The organism is Pontibacter brevis (genome assembly GCF_054779655.1).
The window spans coordinates 48,630-69,482 of the sequence record NZ_BAAGXV010000027.1 but is presented as its reverse complement, the minus strand read 5'-3'; the positions used below and the strand labels follow the sequence as shown (position 1 = coordinate 69,482).

The following is a 20,853-nucleotide window of genomic DNA, read 5'->3' as shown; positions in this document are numbered from 1 at the left end:
GTAACTGACTGCGTCTACCCTTAAGCCTGCCCTTGTTCATTGGCTGTTGTTTTACCTGTTTCCGCTTCCAGGTTTGCGTGGCGCTGTCGCTGGCGGTAGAGGTAAATTTCTGCCAGCAGCCACAGGAACACCAGCGTGTACTCCAGCAGGAGGAAACCTGTATGTTCGGTAGTAGAACTTGTTTGGTAGGCGGCATACGACAAGATGGCCAGACCGGACCATGCCACAGCAAAGCGGAAGCGGCTCATGGTGGTGAGTGCGACGAGCGTGGTAAGGTACCAGGGATGCACGGTGGTAGCCAATAACAGGTAAATAGTTAAGGCGGCTGCCATATACCCTGAAAGCCTGCGAATGGAGCCCAGCTTTCTGGAAGAGGCTAAGTAAACAATGAGGAGCAGCGTGGCCAGTGAAAGCAAAGGCCCCAGCACCTGAATAATGTTAAAGCCAGCCAGTTGATAGCCGAGCCAGCGCAGCACATAATAAACGCTGGCGTTAAACTCGAATTTCTGGAAATACAAGTACAGGCTCTGGAAAATGTGCTGTATTACTTCTTTCGATAGCAGCGGGTAAAATACAGCTGCCACGGTTAGTCCTGCAGCAGCACCGAAAATCAGGAACCTGCGCAGGCCGAGTCTGCGGAGCACGAAAGGCAAAAACAGGAGAGGCAGCAGCTTTGTGCCGATAGACAGGCCAAAGGCAATGCCTGCCATGGTAAAGCGCTGGTAAAAAAGCTGGAGCAGGAAGAGAAGCAGGAAAAAGATCATCAGCGCTTCGAAGTGGAGGTTTCCCACGAGCTCTAGTATTACCAGCGGGTTCAGGGCGTAGAACAGCACATGCTTGTCTGGCAGGGCCATTTTACGGAGCAGGCGCAGCAGCAACAGAATGCTTCCCACTTCAGCCAACAGCAGTACTATCCGCATCACCAGCAAGCTGCCCCACAGGTTGCCTGGAAAAGGCGCAGCAGCCAGCCAGAAAACAGCCTGCGCCACAGGCGGATATACGCTGTAGTAGTTCGGGGAATTAAGCTGTTGGTATAGTTCAGTGGTAAGTCCGTCCAAAGGCTGTTCTTCACCGGAAATATAAAACTGCGGCACGTGCAGGTACGGATTCTCACCAGCGGCCAACAACCTGCCATCCCATACAAAACGGTAAAAGTCATCTGACAAAGCAGGCGCAGCAAACAGAAACAGGAGCCGGAACAGAACTGCCGTTCCAATGCCGTACCACACGTTAAAGCGGGTGTTAATGAGGTAGAGGTAGCAGGAAAAGACAATTGCGTACAATACCAGCAGCTGCGGAAAATCCGTGCGTGGTGTGGCATAGGCCAAAGCAAGGTAAACCAGTGCCGAAATGCCTGTTGCTATATAACTTGTCGTGTTGCTTTTTGTCATACTCAGGCTTTCCTGCTATGGAAAAGAGAATAAAAGAACACAGAGCCGAACCCGAAGGCCAGCATCACGTGAAAGGGCAGCTGGCCATAGTTCCCCAGCCTGAATGCCAGGCTTATGGCATATAAAAAGTAGAGCGCCAGTAGCCCCTCGACTAGTGTTACAGGGCTTATACTTTTCATGCTGTAAGCCTGTTGCCGCCAAGAGTCCTTGGCGTGCAGAATGTTGTATTTCGGCGTCCGGACAAACGGTGTTTTTTTACCAAGGTAGCCTTCCAGCACGGCCAGGCTGTTGTGCAGCGAAAGCCCCATCGATATGGACAGGAAAAGGATGAATTCCGGCACAAAGCGCAACGTAGTGTGCCAGGCAGAGGCACTGCGGGAATACTGGGCTGACCAGTAAAAAGCAATTAGGGCGACCAGGCTTAACAGCAGACCATAGCCCAGCTTAAACAATGACGCCAGTTCCGGTGCCTCTTTTTTAAGGTAGAGCACCGGTACACTTAATACTGCCGTTAACAGCACACAGATAAAGATACCACTGTTGAGTAAATGAAAAAAAGCGTGCAGTTTGGTAGGGAGTGATGCGCTCGAGCGCATTACCCGTCCCAAATGTTTGCGGGCAGTTTCTGCGGCTCCTTTCGTCCACCGGAACTGCTGCGATTTTAAAGCACCCATGGCGGCGGGTAGTTCAGCTGGTGCCTCCACATCTTCCAGAAAAAGGAACTGCCAGCCCCGGAGTTGCGCCCTGTAGCTCAGGTCAAGGTCTTCCGTGAGTGTGTCAGCCTGCCAGCCACCAGCATCCAGAATGCACGCCTTCCGCCATATACCGGCCGTACCATTAAAATTGATAAAATGGCCACCGCTGTTCCGACCTGTCTGTTCCACAGTGAAATGTGCATTCAGCCCAAAAGCCTGCAGCCGCGTCAGCAACGAGTAACTGCTGTTCAGGTGGCTCCAGCGGGTCTGCACCACGCCGATGTTGTTTTCTGTGAAAGCAGAAATCGTCTGTTTCAGAAAGTCAGACTTGGGTAAGAAATCGGCATCAAAAATAGCTACAAATTCTCCGGTAGCCTGTGCCAGCCCATGTTGCAAGGCCCCGGCTTTATACCCAATGCGTTCAGGGCGTCGGATGTGCTGTATATCCAGATGAGGGTATGATTTTATTTTGTCTTCAATGATTGTGGAGGTGTCATCTGTAGAGTCATCGAGGACCTGAATCTGCAGGCGGTTGTGCGGGTAATCAAAAGCGGCCACCGCGTCTAGCAGGCGTGCTACCACATAGCGTTCGTTGTACACAGGGAGCTGCACGGTTATGGCTGACCAGTCCTGTTGCTGTACACCGACTTTTTTATGGCTTTGTGTGCGGCTACTGCGGCGGAGCCAGTAGAGAAAGGTAAGGTGCAGCTGGGCCATACTATAGCAGAAGATGAAGGCAAGGCACAGACCATACACAACCAGCATCAATCCTTCTGCAACGCTCATACAAGGGGTTTAAAGATACTTAAAGATAGTCAGAATGATTTTATAACCTGCCATCACGGTGCCCTTTACAGTGCCTGAAACTTTGGAAGTGCCTATCCGTTTGCGGTATGTTACCGGTACTTCTGTATACCGGATTTTCTGCTTTGCTGCTTTTGCCTGCATTTCTACTGTCCAGCCATAGGTGCGGTCGCGCATGGTGAGTGCCAGTAGTGTGTCTAGTTTGATTGCCCTGAACGGCCCAAGGTCAGTGAAGCGTGCCTTGTAAAGCCAGCGCAGCAGGGTGGTGGCGAGCCAGTTGCCGAAAAGCTGCTGTGGCAGCATGGCACCTGCGGCGCGCCTGCCCAAAGCCCTGGAGCCTATCACCATTTCTGCCTGCCCGTCCAGAATGGGCTGCACCAGCTGTGGCATCTCCTCTGGGTAATCAGAAAAATCACCATCCAGGAAAACAAGGATATCTGGGCGTGTATGAGTGGGTTTGGCAGCGGCATAGGCTATGCCTTTGAGGCAAGCGTTTCCATAGCCGGGGTTGGGTTCTTCCAGCACGGTAGCACCGGCAGCGGCGGCAACCCAGGAGGTGCGGTCGCTGGAGTTGTTATTGACCACAATTACCTCCTCTACAAAGCCTGCCGGTATGGCATGCAGCACTTTTGAGATAGAACGTTCCTCGTTGTAAGCAGGAATGATAACGTTGATTCGGGGCATAATGTAAACGTGGGCACAAAGATGTTCAAATTCTATTTCTGATGCTATTAATGCGCTTCATCTTTGGAACTTTGCCATAACACAGGTTACCTTTGCACCCAGAATTTTTTGCATGAAGTTTGCAATAAGCTAGTTATGATACTTGAAGCACTTTTAAAGGAGGATGCAGTGAAGGAGGGGGACTTGGCTCCTGACTTCGAACTGCAAAGGCAGGATGGTGGTTTGTTCCGCCTGCATGACCTGCTGAAGGAGAAGAACGTGGTGCTATATTTTTACCCGAAAGATAGTACCCCCGGCTGTACAAAACAGGCCTGTGAATTCCGCAACCAGTACGAACAGTTTAAGGAATATGATGCTGAAGTGGTTGGGGTAAGTTCTGACAGCCTGCAGTCGCACAAGAAGTTTGAGCGGGTGTATCACCTGCCCTTCACACTGCTGAGCGACAAAGGTGGCCAGATACGGAGTATTTATGGAGTGCCACGCCAGTTAGGCGTGTTTCCGGGGCGCGTGACCTATATCATAGATAAATCAAAAAGGGTGCGTGCCATTTACAACTCCATGTCTAAGCCGCTGGAGCACATTATTACTGCAATTGAGGTATTGCGTAGCATCAAAGAGGAACAAAAGTAAACAGATGCCTGACCACATGGTAAAAAGGGCTGCCTGGATAATCGGGTAGCCCTTTTTGTTTCGACACGCTTAAAGGTTAAGCAGGCCTCCGGTTCAGGAATCTACCGTCGTTGAACTCCACGCTCAGAAAGCCATACTGTTTGTTGTACAAAATGCGCCTTACACCCCCTCCATCGGTGCTGTTCGTGATTACCTCATACACATTGTCGTACAACTGTCCATTCACCTCAAGGCTTTCGTACGCTGGCGCCTCATCGTTTACCTCCCATACTCCCATGTCTGCCACACTCAGTTCCACCTGCAGGTCATCAGGCTTGCGTAGGATGCGTGTTGCCAGCGAAGGCCGGTTGTCCCTGATGTCACCAATCACAGAACGAATCTGCACGTTTACTTTCTCGATACATTCATCAGTGGCAGAGAAACCTTCTCCGGGAAACTCCTGGGCAAAGATGCCGGAGCGGGTGTACACTATCGTCTCATTCAATTCAGTCATGAACCGGATGGTGTCATTTTGCCGGTAAGGAAGCCACTCCGCATCCGCTGCGGTTGGTGATGATATAGTTACATTGCCGCACTTTTCGCAGGAGGTGAGCACGGCAGTTGCCAGGAGTAACAGGAAAAAGGAGTGGAGGCTAATCTTCATTTTCTAAGGGGTACGTACTTTCTTGATTGTTTTTTTCCGGTTAAAATTAAAGGAAGTCTCAGGTTGCGCCATAACGCTGACCCAGTTTTGTTTCAATAGGTTGCAGTTGCCCTGACTTTCTGAACCATTTTACCACCATCGGGAAATGGTCCCGTACTGCATCCTTGTGCGTCATGATTGTGACATGATCGTAGTCGTGCAAGTGGCCATTGGCCTTCCCCAGCACCCGGAAAGCTGCCGCCTCGCTACCCGTTTCAAGTAAGAGCTTTTCTACATCTACCGGGTTGCCCAGCACGTCGTCTTTTGCTCCGGTTAAGTATAGGGTAGGCGGTAACTCCATTTGCTGCAGGGCAGCGGCATAATCAAACCTGTCGTGCCAATGGAGCCAACGTTTGTTTATCACCCATTCGTGTGTTTGCAGGTGGGTGAGGCGTGTTTCACGGTCAGAGCCCATCTGCAGCTTCTCGGCTGGCAGGGCGCCGGTGACAGCCACAGCTGCTTTGGCCACCCAGTTCCACATCACATCTACCATAAAAAACTTTTTAGGGCTCCAGATACTGATGCGGCGTTTGGTGGCAAAAAAAGCCATGGCCTGTACTTTTACCGGCACAACGGGGCGGGCGAGGTAAGCCAGCATCAGCACGCCTCCCCAGGAGTGGGCGCCCCAGAACTGCGGCACATCCCCTTTCAGTTCTTTTATCTTGTTGATGAATGCTGGAAAGTCTTCTTCCAGGGTGTGGGTTAAGCCAAAATCGGATTCCCCTGAAATGGAAGGCTTGCTTTTGCCCCGGCCCCGCAGGTCAGCCACAAACACATCGTAGCCCTGTTGCGCCAGGAATGGTGCAAGGCCCTTCCCCGATTTGGAGTAAAAGATATGCCCGTTCTCGATTGAGCCATGTACCAGTAACACCGGCGGCCCTTGTTGGGCCTGGCTGAAGCGTTTCAGATGCAGTGTGTCGGTGGCGGTAACCGGAATGTAAATAGAATCTTTTTGCAGGGGTAGAGTAGCAGTTTCTGCCATGTGGTTGCGTTAGTTGGAAATCATGAAGCCTTTGGGTCCTGCCGGCAGAACCTGGGCAAAACCTGCCGGAATAATGACAGCAATACCCCCTATGCCACTTCCCTCCAAAGCCAGGTTATAGTTCGGGGTTTGTGTTTGGCTAAAAATACTTGTGCCAACCAGCCGGCAAAGTATGAGCAGGATAAAATTTATCATGGAAAGCATCACCTTCAGGTCCTGTTATTCTCAAAGATAAAAATTAGCTGCTATACCTAGGTGGCAGGTTGGCACTTTTATGTAGATATAAAATGCGTTTAACTTCTTACCGGGATAGGTTGTGGTTTCAGACTAGGCCTTAACGCCAGCCAGACCAGCGTTCCGAAAATGGTACCGGAGAAAAATGCCATTGCTGTAACTAACCAGCCGTTTACGCCGCGCTGTTCTGCATCATAATACACCCATGTCAGAATAAACACAAGCAGCATCATGTATACACCTATGATTGTAAGAAATATAAAGTTCGGTATGTCTATTGATATCAGTTCCATATGTCAGTTTTTTATTTGTACAAAAATGAAAGTGCAATTCACTTCCTCTTATTAATTTAAACTGATGATGGAGGTGTAATGTTTATAACTATATAAAGAATGCCATTGCAATATTATTTAATCGGGTAAGGTGAGTTGTATTCTACTGGTCAGGTAGTTATGGCAGAGGCGGTAAAAAAATGTATTGCTGCAGGTGGCTTCCGCAACAGCGGTTTTATGAACTTGCTAAAAGCAAGTAAAACTGTATCGCAGTAGACTGCATAAAATAAAAAGAGCCACCTTTTTTAGGCGGCTCTTTCTGTATATTAGAAGTTATTGTTTTTACTTCCTGATGATGAGTTTATGTGTCTCCGTTTTACCTCCGGCTGAGATAGTGAAGTAGTACAAACCATCCGGTAGCTGGCTTAAAGGTATCACAATGCCACCCGCTGACGGTGCAGCCTGTAACTGCTTCTGCAGCACCTGCTGGCCCAGGTTGTTCACCGCTGTTACTTCTACCAGGCCGGTGGTGCCATGTGCCAGTTGCAGGTTCACGCTTTGTTGCGCAGGGTTCGGATACAGGATAGTACCCCGTGCCGGCACTACGGCATTCGAAACCTGAGTGGCCGTCAGTGCATCCGACTTCAGCACCAGCGTCTCAGTTTCTGCTGTGGCGTCACCTCCCCACTTTGTAGTGACAGAGGCAGTGTTCACAATAGTGGTTGGGTTTGATACCACATCCACATTGTCCACATACCAACCTGTGGCGCCTGTCAACACATCAGAACCCATTCTAAAGCGAATGAGTACCTTCTGTCCTGCAAAGCTGCTCAGGTCCACGATGGTCTGTATATAGCCGTTGCTGCCGCCCGTAAAGGCTGGGCCACTGATAGTAGAGGCATTCTCCAACGGAATTGTGCTGTTGTAGCCATTCTGAATCATCTTGTCGCCCAAGTTAGCCCAGGTAAGGCCGCTGTTGGTGCTGATTTCCACAACGCCGCCGTCAAAGCCGGCCTCTGTGGCATAGCTGTGCCAGAAGCGCAGCAGGGCGTTTTCACCTACAGTTATTGGGCTAGCTGTTATCAGGTATTGATCACTGAAGGTGTTCGGATCCACTGCAAACCAGGAGGTGGTGCCGCTGTATGGGTTCTTCGTACTTAGTTTCCAGTCGTCCAGGCCAACAGCATGGGTGGTCTTCCATTTTGTGGCGCCGTTCTCCATATCGTCCTGGAAATATACGGTAGTACCGTCGCCTTTCTGTACCGTCACTTTGAAGGAGCGGTTAACTGTTTCGCCCTGTGCCATTTTTACAGACTTGAAGGTTACTACACCATTTGACACTTTTAGTGCATCCTTGCCAGACTCAGCTACAATAGTGGTATTAGCCGGGACAAAGCTGCTGATGCTAACGCCGTTCAGGTCGCTGGCTGTGTTGTTCGTTACCGTGATGTTATAGGTAAGCTGCTGGCCGTCTACTACAGGAGATGGATTTGCGTCTAGTTTTATGGCAAACTGAGGCTCGCAGGAAGGTGGCATGTCAAAGGCTTCCACACCATCGGTCAGGTCGTTGTTGCTGCCCTGCTGCGCACTAAAGCCAAGGCCGCGCTTTGCAAAGGCCCTCCAGATGTAGCACTGGTTGGCACCGCCGTTGTTGATTCTGTCGGCTGCCAGTATGGCGTCACGGGCATCAATAAAGCCGGGGCTGCAAGGCTGCAGCTTCAGGCCATCGATGATGAGCTGTAAAGCAATGTTATTGCCGCCTGTGCCACTGTAGATGTTAGGGTCGTAGCCGTACTCGTCGATGAGGCTCCAGGTCATATCCCAAAGCATTGTCGCCCAGATAAAGCCAACGCCGTGCGGTACGGAAATTTCGGGGTTAGACACCATGCCGTAGGTGTAAGGGTTGATGCCCATGTCTGTGCTGTAGGGAGCAGGGCGTATACCGCCGCCGTCTATAGCCTGAGACTGCACATAGGTACCAATACCACGCCGCTGCGGACCTGTGTCACCGTTTTGCATGGTCATGTACAGGGCAAAGTAGTCACTCCAGCCTTCGCCGCCTTGCTCAGCTCCGGCCAAGCATTGGGTGCTTGGCCCACCGGTGAGACGTGTGGAGATTCCGTGTCCGTATTCGTGGGCGATGATACCGTTGTCCAGGTCTCCGTCACGAAGCGGGGGCACACCGCCTTCACGTCTTAGTGCACCTGCCAACCCTTGCGCCAGCGCAGCTTTCAGCTTGTCACCATCTGCCTTGCTGATCATGATGGCCGGTATCAGCACCGCGGTACCTGTTTCGTCGCCGCCCATAGAGATAGGATCCCCATCAATATTATTTACCACTATTACTGCTGTTGCTCCTGATGCCTGTGCATTCAGCGCTTTTTCAATAAAGGTACAGGCACCACGGTCTATCAGGGCAATGTTTCCGGAAATTTCGGCCTGGTTGGCAAAAGGTACTGTTAGGGGAGAGGTGGCACCACTACAACCATTAGAAGGGTCAGCCATGATAATGTTACCTGCCACACCTATCTCGTCAACGGCAGGGCCAAACGCAGCCTGCACGCCAATATAAGCACCTGCTACAGAAGAAGGAGTGTTGATATGCAGTAGCTCAGCAGGCAGTGATGAAGTCCAGAGGTACATTTGCATGCGGCCTGGTACACCGTCCTGCAGCGTCAAGAAGTTGGCATTGTTGGTGCCGCCGCCGTCCTGCGCTTCTGCCATCACGCCATCTAGCCCCTGGCCTTCGCCAGTGAAGTTCGACTGCTGAAAATTGCCGCTCACTTCGTCAAACCCGAACTGGTAGAACACATCGTGCATCAGGTTGTTCCAGTAAAAAAGGTTGGCGGTAGCTGCCTGCACGTAGGTGTCCGGCTCCTTCGCCAGGTCCAGCGGGAAGTCGAAGATAAGGTCAAGGCCGCCATCCGGGCTGACACCGGCATTGGCACCTGCACGGTCTTCATAGGCATGCACGTTGTTACCTTTGGTGATGGTGTAGGAGAGGGTGCCGTCGTTGTGCCAGCCTAAAGGCGATGCCGTCAGGTCCTCTTTACCTGTTACCAACGTTCTCTCGCCATGGTTCGGAGTTTCAAAGGGAGCATCGTAAACGCGGTAAGTACCGCTTGTGGCAACCGCTGCCGTGGCCGCTTTTGCCGCTACGGCTTTCGGTGCAAACAACTGGGTGTAGAGGTTTTGTCTTGCTTTCAGCTGCTCCTGCTTTGAAGCAGTTGGCTTTCTGCCGGTTAGTTTCCTGGCTGTGGCCGGAGCATCCGTTACTACTTCTGGTCCCCAGATGTCGTGAATCACGAGGTCCTCCTGCAGTAATACGTCACCTGTTGCCGCGTCGATTTTAGTGTTCCAGTAATGCTGCGCATCTGTTTCGTAGATAGCCACTTCCCATGCCAGTCGCACGCTGCCGTCAGGCATTGGCTGGTACACCAGCTTGGCCGGGATAGGATGCAGGGAGATGCCGCCATCGGTAAGTACTACTGGCTTGGCAGCGGCAGTGACTTCGGCGTCAGGGGCTTTGCGTTCTTTTACCTTGATAGGGTGCTGCACCTTCAGCTTCAATTTACCGGCTGCAGCCATGGCCGCCTGCTCAGCCGAGATGGAGGCAGAGCTGCTCTTGATAGCAGCTCTCAGGTTAGGAATAAAGCGGTTGCCCATGTTTATCACGTTACCTTCGCGGTCGATGTTGATGTTCAGGTTGGCACCTGCCACCTCGATACCCTGGAACCGCTGCCGCAGGTAAATGTGCGTTACGCCGCTTTTCTTACTCACATACTGGTCTGTGATGACATAGTCGGAGATATCCGCAGCAGTGAGTTTGTAATCCGCTTTTGTATTGTCTATGTGTTGCTTTGCAGCCTCAAACGCTGACTGCGCCGGGCTTATACCTGGCAGCAGGAGCAGCATGCACAGGAGTGATAGGAGGGAATACGGTGAGATGTTCTTCATAGGAAAATGTTAAAGGTGTTACATATAAAGGTTAGTTTAAAATGCTGAATGGTTGGAAAAAGATAGGAGTATATGGTGAGGTGCCTTCACTTTGGTATTCCTGGAACCCAATCGTAACGCCGGATATAGTGCCATGTTTAAGAGGGACCTCCTGTTGGTGATGCCCTAAATACGGTAATCCGGCTTCACCGGATGTACAGGCTGCAGGCCTGGTTTAGCAGATTTATAATTTTTCTGACAGGTTGATTTAGAGGGAAATGGGGTGTTGAGAGCCTTTTGTAAGGTTAAATCAAAATCGGGTTAAAGGTTTAAGCATTGATGTCAGAACGCTTCAAGAAGTAGCAGCGGCCATTTCAGATTAAACCTTTCCTGGTAAACGAGTTGAGAATTTTATAAAAAGTATAAATTTATCAATTTAACAATATTGAACTTTATAAGGATGAGGCAGGGTGTGAATAACTGGTGAGTTGGCTGAGGCTTTGATAGTATAGGACTATTTTATGAAAAATAATTTACTCTTTCTCTGCGGCAGGTAGAGCATGTGCAGTGTTAGCGTGCTGACGCAGCAGCAGTTGCAGTATTTCTGTCATATAGTTCCCACTGTAGGGGCCATAGAAGCTCATGCTGCGCGTTTCATACTTATCCAGGTCATAGTGCTCTTCGGGCGTGACATAGCCAATATAGCCCCCGTTAAAGCTGGTAGCAATCACGTTCAAATCTTTCTGGGAAGCGGTATGCTCCAACTCATCCATAAACTCACCGGAATAGTCAGCCGGGGCACCTAACAGCACGATGTCTCCTAACTGCAGGCTGGTAACATAAGCCGGATGCTTCCCGAACAGCCAGTTGAAAAGCGTAGGTGCCAGCCGCAAGTTTTCAGAGATGCGCCACTGCGGGTCCGGCAAGAGCAGGGGGGTCCTGTTATAGCCGAGTGTGCGGGTGTAGGATGTTTCGACCTGGTGCAACTCATGCCGCAGGATGGTAGCGAGGCGTTCCCCCACTTCCTCTGTACCTTCAAAAGGCTCACGCTGGAAGAAAACCGGGCTGTGGCTGCCTACTGCGCCTGCCGAGAAAGCTGCAAACCCGACACGTACTTCCAGTTCATCTACCAATACACCAGGGTAGTCGCGGGAGAGAACGGGCTGCATAGAAGGCAGGGTAGTGGGGTGAGCCGAGAAAAAGGAAAGCACGGCAGCTGTGCCATCCGGGCGTTCAAACTTCAGGAAGCGAAGGGCTGTATCCCGGTCCTGCCTCGATTTTGTAAGTCGGTTTTTTACCAGGCTGGAAGCATCTGTGCTTCCATAGCCTATGCGCGTCGGTTTCAGGTTTTGCCGTGCCAGCTCAATGCTCTGCAAAATCTGTTGCGTCAGGTGCCGGACAATCTCGCTTTCATATTCCCCTGACATGATTTTTACGCCAATCCTGCGCCCCCAGCCGCCAAAGCTGGAGTGGCTGTGAGTGGCAGACAGGTATACCTGCTCTGGCTTCAGGCCTCGTTTTGGATATTCTTTTTCCAACTCCTGCAGCACCAGCATGGGCACAATCAGCAAATCCAGGGAAACAAAGTATGCCTCGGCCTGCCCGTTATCAAAAGCAAAGGTGCGTACCCAAGCCGTATCGTGCACTTCCTCATAGTCCATGCCCAACCGCTTGCCGTAGCCTGCCAGCGGAGCGGGTGCCGAAGGCGTAATGTTAAGTTTAGCCCAACCCACTTCCAGCGTATCGCCGGTCATGACAGTGGGCGGGTTGCTGTTCAGGCTGGCAAGGGTCTTTTTATAGTAGTCGGTTTGCTGGTAAGGTGTGCGATCTATGCGCTGCACAATGCAGGCAGGCAGCAGCAGGAGCAATAACAGCCAGTACCAGTTTCGGGAAACTTTATTTTTGGATGCAGTCTTCAATCCTGCGCAATTTACGAATGGGTGATTTTTGTTAGGCACTATAGCTAAACAACATAAAGAAGCGCTGTGTTATCAAATGCCTCAAATATTTTACAAAGCTACAATCTCATCGCGTTAATCTTTCTACTTATGGCAATATACTTTAAATTTGGCGTTTCTATAACCCAGGGATTTGAACATGAGCAGGAGAGCGACAGCAGGGCCGGTAAGCAATCAAAATTTATTCTGGCACATCCATCAGAAGGCGACACAAAGCTTCTCTAGCTGTTCTTTTTTCAACAAAGCTGTAGAGTGTCATAAACCCGGCTACCCATTAACTTCATATTTCTCATAACCCCTGTTTCCCGATTGTCTTTTGTGTAATAAAAATATATGGAACAAAATATTGACCATCTTTTAAAAATTGCCACTGAGCTTACCATCACCATCAAGCAAGTGGAGGCTACGGTCACCTTGCTGGATGAAGGAGCGACAGTCCCTTTTATTTCCCGTTACCGCAAAGAAGTGACTGGCTCGCTGGACGAAGTGCAGATTGCCGCTATCCGCGACAGAATGGAGCAGCTGCGTGAGCTGGACAAACGCCGCGAGAGTATTCTCAAATCTATTCGTGACCAGGAGAAGCTGACGCCGGAACTGGAGGCGCAGATTATGGCTGCCGAGACCATGGCTGTGCTGGAAGATATTTACCTGCCATACAAGCCGAAGCGCCGCACCCGTGCCACCATCGCCCGCGAAAAAGGGCTGGAGCCACTGGCTGAGCGTATATTCCAGCAGGAAAATTTCGATGTTACGGCAGAAGCCGCCAACTTTATCTCTGAAGAGAAAGAGGTGAAGGATGCTGAAGAAGCCCTGGCTGGTGCCCGCGACATCATGGCCGAGTGGATGAACGAGAACGCCGAGGCACGCGCCTCAATGCGCCAGCTTTTTGAGAAGAAAGGTGTGTTCAAGAGCCGCGTGATGATGGGCAAAGAGGAAGAAGGCCAGAAGTTCAAAGACTACTTCGAGTGGGAAGAGCCGATTGAGAAAGCACCGTCGCACCGTGTGCTGGCCATGCGCCGTGGCGAAACCGAAATGGTGCTGATGCTGAGTGCACAACCAGAGGAGGAAGCTGCCCTGGCAAAGCTGGAGGACATGTTTGTGAAAGGCAACAACGCCGCCTCAGAGCAGGTGCGCCTGGCAGTGAAAGACTGTTATAAGCGCCTGCTTAAGCTGAGCATGGAAACAGAGGTTCGCCTGAGTTCTAAGAAGCGCGCTGATGAGGAAGCCATCCGGGTGTTTGCCGATAACCTGCGCCAGTTGTTGCTGTCTTCGCCGCTTGGCCAGAAAACAGTATTGGCGCTGGACCCTGGTTTCAGAACTGGTTGCAAACTGGTGGTGCTGGACAAGCAGGGTAAACTCCTGCACAACGAAACAATTTACCCGCACACAGGCCAGGGCAAAGCCGTGGAGGCAGGGCAGAGCGTGAAGTACCTCGTGGACAGGTTTGATGTTGAAGCTGTTGCCATAGGCAACGGTACGGCTAGCCGTGAAACAGAAGCCTTTGTGAATAAACTGAACCTGCCGAAGACAGTGCAGGTGGTAATGGTGAACGAGAGCGGTGCCTCTATCTACTCGGCCTCCGACGTAGCCCGCGAGGAATTCCCTGATCAGGATGTGACGGTACGTGGTGCCGTGTCTATCGGACGCCGTTTGATGGACCCATTGGCCGAGTTGGTAAAGATTGATCCGAAGTCAATTGGCGTTGGCCAGTACCAGCACGACGTGGACCAGTCCGCCCTGAAGCACACGCTGGACGACGTGGTAATGAGCTGCGTGAATGCGGTGGGTGTGGAAGTAAACACCGCCAGCAAGCAGCTGCTGACTTATGTGTCGGGCCTTGGACCGGCCCTGGCGCAGAACATTGTAGACTACCGCAACCAGAACGGTCCTTTCCGCACTCGTACAGAGCTAAAAAAAGTAGCCCGCCTTGGTGATAAAGCCTTCGAGCAGGCAGCAGGCTTCCTCCGCATCCGCGATGCGAAGAACCCGCTGGACGCCTCTGCCGTGCACCCGGAAAGCTACCCGATTGTGGAGCAGATGGCAAAAGACCTGGGCGTAACGGTGCAGGATTTAATTAAGAGCGATGAGCTGCGCAAGAAAATTGAGCTGAAGAAATATGTAACCGATACCGTTGGTTTGCCTACACTGCAGGATATTGTGAGCGAGCTTGCTAAGCCAGGCCGTGACCCGCGCGAGACGTTTGAGGCTTTCAGCTTCACAGAAGGTGTGAATGAGATGAAAGACCTGCGTGCCGGTATGAAACTGCCTGGCATCGTGACCAACATCACGGCCTTTGGTGCTTTCGTTGATATTGGGGTGCACCAGGACGGGCTTGTACACGTAAGCCACCTGTCTGACCGCTTTGTGAGCAACCCGCACGACGTAGTGAAGGTAGGGCAGAAAGTAGAGGTGACTGTGCTGGAAGTAGATGAGAGCCGCAAGCGCATCTCGCTTAGCATGAAAAGCGATCCTGCCGCAGCCAAACCAGCAGGCGGTGGCGCGGGCAAAAAAGGTGGTGCCAAAAAAGAAGCCGAGCCGGTGGATGATTTCCAGGCCAAGCTTGCCCAGCTGAAAGGCATGTTTAAGTAATAGAAATATCAGGCAGGCAACATAAAAGGCCCTGTGCGTTATGCGTGCAGGGCCTTTGCTTTTAAAGCATCAGCATGCTGCCAACTAAACTGCCTGCTTCCGTGAGCTGGCATTCATATAGCCATTGCTAAGGCGATGCCGTATGAAAGCAAGTGTTTTTTAGTTAAGGATCAACCTGTTACTTCTATGGTATTGTATAATCTAAGTTATCTGCTGGTGATGTTCCTGCTGATGGGCTGTGCTGAACCTGCCGATGCACAGTATGAGCATGATGCGCAGTATGAGTTAAAGGAAGTATACCCCAATATAGAAATTAACGACGCTGTGGAAGCTGTTTCGATGGAGGGTCGCCTGTACGTGGTAGACCAGGAGGGGAAAATTTACTGGCTCCCCGGCGACGACCAGGACGTTTCTACACCAAACCTGTTTCTCGACATTTCAGATAGGGTGGTATCCGGAGGCGAGATGGGCTTGCTGGGCCTCGCCTTTCACCCTGATTTCCGGAACAACGGCTACCTCTACGTCAACTATACCGCGGGCAGTAAGCCTGAGACCAGGATCTCGCGGTTTACCCTGAAACAGGGAGGCAACGGGCAGGTCGACCCAAAAAGCGAATCTGTTTTACTCAGATTCGACCAGCCCTACCGGAACCACAATGGGGGCAAGGTCGCTTTTGGCCCGGATGGTTACCTGTATATTTCCGTTGGGGATGGTGGCAGTGGTGGCGACCCGCAAAATAACTCTCAGAATAGAAGTAATTTACTCGGGAACATCCTGCGCATCGATGTGAACAGCTCTTCCGGCAGCCGCAACTACAGTATCCCGGCCGATAATCCTTTTGCCGGAAATTCAGAAGGGTATCGGGAGGAAATCTATGCCTATGGCCTGCGCAACCCCTGGAAGTTCTCCTTTGACAAACAAACAGGGACGCTGTGGGCTGCTGACGTCGGGCAGAACAAGCTGGAGGAGATAGACATTATCCGGAACGGCGGCAACTATGGCTGGCGTGTAATGGAGGGGACGGACTGTTTCAAACCCTCTTCTAACTGTGACCAGTCCGGCCTGGTACTGCCTGTGCATGAATACGTGCGCTCAGAAGGGGTATCTGTTACGGGCGGCTTTGTATACAGGGGTAAGCAACTGCCGGCTTTACAGGGTAAGTACATTTACGGCGACTATGCCAGTGGTAAAATATGGGCGCTCACCGTGGACGGCAACGGAAAGAAAACAGACAATGTGCTGTTGCTCACTACCGGATTTCCGCTGGCTACTTTCGGAGAAGACCAGGAAAATGAACTGCTGGTGCTCAGCTACGGTAACGATGGCAAAATCTACCGGCTGCAGCAGCAGGTCAGGTAGCCCGGGATGTTGATGTCAGCCACAAAATTAAAGTTTTCTTACTATAAATGGTGGAGTTGGCTGTGTGCGTGTATGCCTGTTGTTTAAATAAATATAAACAGCTGTTTTTCAGCTATTTGATGTTGATTAAGTAGTTCGTTTTAAAACTAATAACAGAATGGTGGTATAACGCCATTTTTATGATGCAGGTGTTCGGTATTATTTAGATAAAAATTTTAACTTTTCTAATTGATATAGTATCTTCAATATGTAAAAGCGAAGATGCTATGAACACTAAAATTTACCTGATTGTAGCGGCTGCCATGGGAATGGCGGTTGCTGCCGAGGCACAAAGCGTGTCTTTTGGTCCACGCGTGGGGGCGAATTTCGCCACTATCCGAGCTGTAGGGGGTGATGACGATTATCGGAAGGAATTTAATGATGAAATGGAGTATTCCACTGGGGCACAGTTTGGTGCAGTAGTCAATTTTGGTGTTTCTAACATATTTTCTATTCAACCGGAAGTGCTGTACGCTCAGAGAGGCTTTGAAGCGAATGCTTCCTTGCTGGAAGATGACCCGATGGGGGATGTAAGTGTGAAAGTGAAAATGAATTACCTGGAGGTGCCTGTGCTGGCTAAAATCGCCTTTGGTGGAGAAAACCTCAAAGCCTTTGTAACAGCCGGCCCTTCAGTAGGCTACTGGATGAACGGTAAGTTGAAATCTTCTTTTGCCGGAGAGGAGGAAGAAGAGGATATTGAGTTTCAGGATGATTATGAGGATGGCATGAAGCAAAACCGCTTAGACCTGGGTGCCAGTGTAGGCGTTGGTATGGCGTATCGTTTAGGCGCTGGTTTCCTTAACCTGGATGTGCGCTATGGTCATGGTTTGTCTGATATGACCAAATATGAAGATGAGCGTCCGGATGATGAGCCAAAAAACTCTAACCGCACAATTGGTGTGTCTTTAGCCTATCTGTTCGGAAGAAGGTAAAAAGCTAACACGCAAGCACTGAAAAGGCGTCTCCTGCACATGCGGGAGACGCCTTTTTTTAACAAGTAAGTAAAAGGTACAATTAAAATAGTTGTAAAAGCAACTTCAACAGTTAGTGAATGCGTATCCAAAAAAAAAATATTACATATGGATACATATAATACAACAATGTCTGATGTGCTGGATACACAGCATATTATCCCGCCAACTACTGGCTCCAGCCATATAAATGTAGGAACAGCGGAGCGTGTCGCTTCGGTAATGGTAGGTGCTTTGATGGCCTATTATGGCTTGCGTAAGCCCAACTTAGGAGGTTTGATTATGGCTGCAGCCGGAGGTGCCCTGCTTTACCGGGGATCCACTGGCTATTGCCCCATGAATGCTATGGCTGGCCGTGACACTTCTACCGGAAAAGACATCTCTATAGAGATAACCCGTAGCCTGACAATTAACAGGCCGCGCAGCGAAGTATACCAGTTCTGGCGACAGTTCGAAAACCTGCCGCAGTTTATGCAGCATCTGCAGGATGTCCGCCAATTAGGTCCCAAACGCTCCCATTGGGTTGCCAGGATACCGAAAGGAGTGGGTACAGTGGAGTGGGAAGCCGATATTGTGCAAGAGGAGACAGGCAGTATGATTGCTTGGCGCTCTTTGCCAGGTTCTGATGTGGATAATGCAGGGGAGGTCCGGTTTATGGATGCACCTGCCGACAGAGGCACTGTTGTTCAATCTACTATCTCTTACAGACCACCCGCCGGTGCAGTGGGAGGAAGCCTTACCAAACTGCTAAACCCCGCCTTTGAGCAGATGGTGTCAAACGACCTTCGCCGCTTTAAGCAACTTATGGAAACCGGCGAGGTAATTACGGTAGAAGGCCAGCCAGCAGGTGAGCGCTAAAAGCCTTCTGAACTTTTATTCTCTAACCATCAAAATAAAACTATGAAAGCACTTTGCTGGAATGGCATTAACGACCTTCGGGTTGAACGTGTGCCCGATCCGTCTATATTGAATTCAGGCGATGCCATTGTAAAAGTTACCATGTCGTCCGTTTGTGGCTCTGATCTGCACCTGCTCGACGGCTATGTGCCTACTATGAAAGCCGGTGATATTATCGGGCACGAGTTTATGGGGGAAATAGTAGAGGTAGGCCCCGGAGTGAAAAAATTCACCAGAGGAGACCGCGTGGTGGTGGGCTCTATATTAGGCTGCGGCGGCTGCGAATTCTGCCAGCGCGACGAATGGTCGCTCTGCGATAACTCCAATGCCAAGCCAGAATACCTGGAGAAAGCGTACGGCTACCCAACTGCAGGTATCTTTGGCTACTCCCACGCCTTTGGCGGCTATGCTGGCAGCCATGCAGAGTACATCCGGGTACCTTATGCAGATAACGGTGTCTTTAAAATACCAGAGGGAGTCTCAGACGATGCGGCTGTATTCACCTCAGATGCCTTCCCGACAGGATATATGGCCGCCGATATGTGCGGCATAGAGCCTGGCGATACAGTGGTAGTTTGGGGTGCAGGCGGTGTAGGGCAGATGGCCATGCAGAGTGCCTGGCTGCTGGGCGCCGGTCGTGTCATTGCCATCGACCGGTTTGACGATCGCCTGGCAAAAGCTAAAATACATGCCAAAGCAGAAGTATTGAACTATGAAAAGGTAGACATACTGGATGCCCTGAAAGAAATGACCGGCGGCCGCGGACCAGACCGCTGCATTGATGCCGTGGGCATGGAGGCACACACAACAGGCGTGGAGCAATACTACGATAAAGCAAAACAGACACTTCGTATGCAGACAGGCCGACCCGCGGTGTTGCGGCAAGCTATTATGGCCTGTCGGAAAGGTGGTACTGTCTCTATCGTAGGTGTGTACGGTGGCCTGCTTGATAAATTTCCGATGGGAGCGGCCATGAACAAAGCGCTTACATTCAGAATGGGACAAATGTTTGCACAAAAGTACATTCCGCAGTTACTGGACAGGGTGGCGGCAGGTGAGGTAGACCCATCGTATATGCTCACGCATAAATGGAGCCTAAACCAAGGCCCGGAAGGCTATAAGATGTTCAAGGAGAAAACAGATAACTGCATGCGGGTGGTGTTCACACCATGATTGCCATAAATTAGAAGGAATTGAAAAGGAGGCATCTGCACAGGTGGCTCCTTTTCAATTTTAAGAGCAAGAGCAATCGCTGTTCCTGGCTTGGCGCGGGAACTAACGCAGCCACTTAGGGTGTAGAGGAGCTTTCAGGCTTTCTGGTGCAATAGCACTCCTGCAGCTGCTAAGGCACAGGAAATAAAAACAGTAAGCGGAAAATTCTGATAGAGGAAGTGTCCTGTTTCCTTGTTGGTGCGTAATTTGCTTTAAAAGAGCAGGATAAGACGAATTGAGAATGAGAAAGTACAGTTACATCTATAGTCTGCTTCTGACAATGGCCGTGCTGTTTACCGGGTGCAAACAGGCCAGCGACTTAAAAGCATTCACGGAGGCAAAGTATAGCTTAAAAGAGGTGCAGGACCTGCAGTTGAACGGCGTAGACGTGATGAAGAAGCGTGCAGCGCATGATTTTACGACCAGCGAAGGCGACAGCCTGCTAGCCTCTATTTCTGATAACACGCTGCGGGCCAGCACCACCTTATACCTGCAGGTGCAGATGCAGGAGCCGGAAGAAGTACGGCAGATGACCATTACCGAAATGAAATGGCAACTGCTGGTGGATGGGGAGGAAACGCTGCAGGGTGTGGTGCAGGAGCCCATGAAATTGCGCGAAGGGCTGAATGAACTCCCCATACATACCTCCGTGACAATGTCGGAGCCGGAAGGAATCCGAAATTACGAAGGCCTTTCCAAGCTGATGACGCTGATCTCACAGAAAAAGGACCTGCGCCAGAACCTGACATTCCAGATTAAGCCGACAGTGCAAACCCCCATTGGAGAAATAGAAGTGCCCCGATACATTACTGTATCCGGTCCGAGAAGCAGTTAAGCCGATTCAGAACCTTAAACACAGATGCCAGCCTTACCGGTTGGCATTTTTACTATCAGTAAAACTGTGGCACCATAACTTTCCTATGAAAAGGAGAGCCCAAAACTAGATAAAGGAATTTGGTGCAGGACCCGTTGGAATAACTGGCGAAGAAACTGCAGTGCGGAAAACAGTCGCCTGGTTGTCTTGGAACCAGGAGTGGGCACCAGCAACATCATCAAAGAACTGCATCTCGAAGGGAAAAACATTCTTAACCTTATCCATCATATCCTCCAGGATAATTTTGCTGTGAAAATCCATTGGTTCAACAAAAGCCATCTTCCTGATAGAGGACTCTGTAGCTAACTGAGGGGCATTTACTTCGGTCGCCCATATCTGGTCTGCTGGTGTGATGATGCCTCCTTCCTTGTTGTTTACCAGCCAGAAACTTAACTTTTCTTCTATCGCAATTTTGGTAGCCAGGGAGAGGCCGTGGCGGTAAATTTCAGAAGGAACAATGCCACTTGCCTGTATTACTAAAAGTTTAAGAGAAGAGTTGGTGTAAATCTTCAGTTCTGGTGTATCAAGATAAACCGTTACTTCCTGTGTTGTCTGCATTAGAAGCTGGAGGGTGTAGAATGAAATATTTTCAAGTTACGGCCTTGAACTTTCTGGTGCAAAACAAAGTCGTGTAAAGGTGCCCC

18 protein-coding genes are annotated in these 20,853 nt (G+C 50.5%); 8 read left to right on the top strand and 10 right to left on the bottom strand.

Annotated features, from left to right (window positions below; genetic code table 11):
* Positions 1-20: 20 nt before the first annotated feature.
* The 3 genes from ACYVB1_RS08130 to ACYVB1_RS08120 are packed head-to-tail and all read right to left on the bottom strand — an operon-like array spanning position 21 to position 3,574.
* Entirely contained in the window at positions 21-1,391 is a 1,371-nt protein-coding gene (locus ACYVB1_RS08130; RefSeq protein WP_460922575.1) for a glycosyltransferase 87 family protein, read from the bottom strand.
* A gap of 2 nt (positions 1,392-1,393) precedes the next feature.
* The gene (locus ACYVB1_RS08125; protein ID WP_460922572.1) at positions 1,394-2,872 is read right to left on the bottom strand and encodes a cellulose synthase family protein; all 1,479 of its coding nucleotides are present in this window, start codon (positions 2,870-2,872) and stop codon (positions 1,394-1,396) included.
* A 9-nt stretch (positions 2,873-2,881) separates the two neighbouring features.
* Positions 2,882-3,574 (bottom strand): glycosyltransferase family 2 protein, encoded by a 693-nt coding sequence (locus ACYVB1_RS08120; protein ID WP_460922569.1) that lies wholly within the window; start codon positions 3,572-3,574, stop codon positions 2,882-2,884.
* Between the two features lie 135 nt (positions 3,575-3,709).
* On the opposite strand from ACYVB1_RS08120, the gene ACYVB1_RS08115 reads away from it, so the two are divergent.
* The gene (locus ACYVB1_RS08115) at positions 3,710-4,204 is read left to right on the top strand and encodes a peroxiredoxin (protein WP_460922566.1); all 495 of its coding nucleotides are present in this window, start codon (positions 3,710-3,712) and stop codon (positions 4,202-4,204) included.
* A gap of 76 nt (positions 4,205-4,280) precedes the next feature.
* Here the strand turns inward: ACYVB1_RS08115 and ACYVB1_RS08110 are convergent, their stop codons facing one another.
* The 6 genes from ACYVB1_RS08110 to ACYVB1_RS08085 form a co-directional block, all read right to left on the bottom strand.
* Positions 4,281-4,847: a hypothetical protein gene (locus tag ACYVB1_RS08110; protein ID WP_460922563.1), complete on the bottom strand. Its 567-nt coding sequence runs from the start codon at positions 4,845-4,847 to the stop codon at positions 4,281-4,283.
* A 58-nt stretch (positions 4,848-4,905) separates the two neighbouring features.
* On the bottom strand, positions 4,906-5,868 hold the full coding sequence (locus tag ACYVB1_RS08105; protein ID WP_460922560.1) for an alpha/beta fold hydrolase: 963 nt from the start codon (positions 5,866-5,868) through the stop codon (positions 4,906-4,908).
* A 9-nt stretch (positions 5,869-5,877) separates the two neighbouring features.
* Positions 5,878-6,063, bottom strand: a complete 186-nt coding sequence (locus ACYVB1_RS08100) for a hypothetical protein (protein WP_460922558.1) — start codon at positions 6,061-6,063, stop codon at positions 5,878-5,880.
* 98 nt (positions 6,064-6,161) lie between these two features.
* Positions 6,162-6,395, bottom strand: a complete 234-nt coding sequence (locus tag ACYVB1_RS08095) for a hypothetical protein (RefSeq protein ID WP_460922555.1) — start codon at positions 6,393-6,395, stop codon at positions 6,162-6,164.
* A gap of 321 nt (positions 6,396-6,716) precedes the next feature.
* Complete coding sequence (locus ACYVB1_RS08090; RefSeq protein ID WP_460922552.1) at positions 6,717-10,331, bottom strand: T9SS-dependent M36 family metallopeptidase; 3,615 nt, start codon at positions 10,329-10,331, stop codon at positions 6,717-6,719.
* Positions 10,332-10,843: 512 nt separating this feature from the next.
* The gene (locus ACYVB1_RS08085; protein ID WP_460922549.1) at positions 10,844-12,229 is read right to left on the bottom strand and encodes a neutral/alkaline non-lysosomal ceramidase N-terminal domain-containing protein; all 1,386 of its coding nucleotides are present in this window, start codon (positions 12,227-12,229) and stop codon (positions 10,844-10,846) included.
* Positions 12,230-12,358: 129 nt separating this feature from the next.
* On the opposite strand from ACYVB1_RS08085, the gene ACYVB1_RS08080 reads away from it, so the two are divergent.
* The 7 genes from ACYVB1_RS08080 to ACYVB1_RS08050 all read left to right on the top strand — a co-directional run bounded on the left by ACYVB1_RS08080 (position 12,359) and on the right by ACYVB1_RS08050 (position 20,170).
* Complete coding sequence (locus tag ACYVB1_RS08080; RefSeq protein WP_460922546.1) at positions 12,359-12,493, top strand: hypothetical protein; 135 nt, start codon at positions 12,359-12,361, stop codon at positions 12,491-12,493.
* 108 nt (positions 12,494-12,601) lie between these two features.
* Entirely contained in the window at positions 12,602-14,857 is a 2,256-nt protein-coding gene (locus ACYVB1_RS08075; protein WP_460922543.1) for a Tex family protein, read from the top strand.
* Positions 14,858-15,043: 186 nt separating this feature from the next.
* The gene (locus ACYVB1_RS08070; RefSeq protein ID WP_460922540.1) at positions 15,044-16,216 is read left to right on the top strand and encodes a PQQ-dependent sugar dehydrogenase; all 1,173 of its coding nucleotides are present in this window, start codon (positions 15,044-15,046) and stop codon (positions 16,214-16,216) included.
* 266 nt (positions 16,217-16,482) lie between these two features.
* Positions 16,483-17,187, top strand: coding sequence for a porin family protein (locus ACYVB1_RS08065; protein ID WP_460922537.1), 705 nt, complete (start codon positions 16,483-16,485; stop codon positions 17,185-17,187).
* Positions 17,188-17,334: 147 nt separating this feature from the next.
* Positions 17,335-18,084, top strand: a complete 750-nt coding sequence (locus ACYVB1_RS08060; protein WP_460922534.1) for an SRPBCC family protein — start codon at positions 17,335-17,337, stop codon at positions 18,082-18,084.
* A gap of 42 nt (positions 18,085-18,126) precedes the next feature.
* Positions 18,127-19,296 carry a zinc-dependent alcohol dehydrogenase gene (locus ACYVB1_RS08055; protein ID WP_460922531.1) on the top strand — a complete coding sequence of 390 codons (1,170 nt, stop codon included), beginning with the start codon at positions 18,127-18,129 and terminating at the stop codon, positions 19,294-19,296.
* Between the two features lie 280 nt (positions 19,297-19,576).
* Positions 19,577-20,170 carry a hypothetical protein gene (locus tag ACYVB1_RS08050; RefSeq protein ID WP_460922528.1) on the top strand — a complete coding sequence of 198 codons (594 nt, stop codon included), beginning with the start codon at positions 19,577-19,579 and terminating at the stop codon, positions 20,168-20,170.
* A gap of 105 nt (positions 20,171-20,275) precedes the next feature.
* Here the strand turns inward: ACYVB1_RS08050 and ACYVB1_RS08045 are convergent, their stop codons facing one another.
* Positions 20,276-20,767 (bottom strand): hypothetical protein, encoded by a 492-nt coding sequence (locus tag ACYVB1_RS08045; RefSeq protein ID WP_460922525.1) that lies wholly within the window; start codon positions 20,765-20,767, stop codon positions 20,276-20,278.
* Positions 20,768-20,853: the final 86 nt, after the last annotated feature.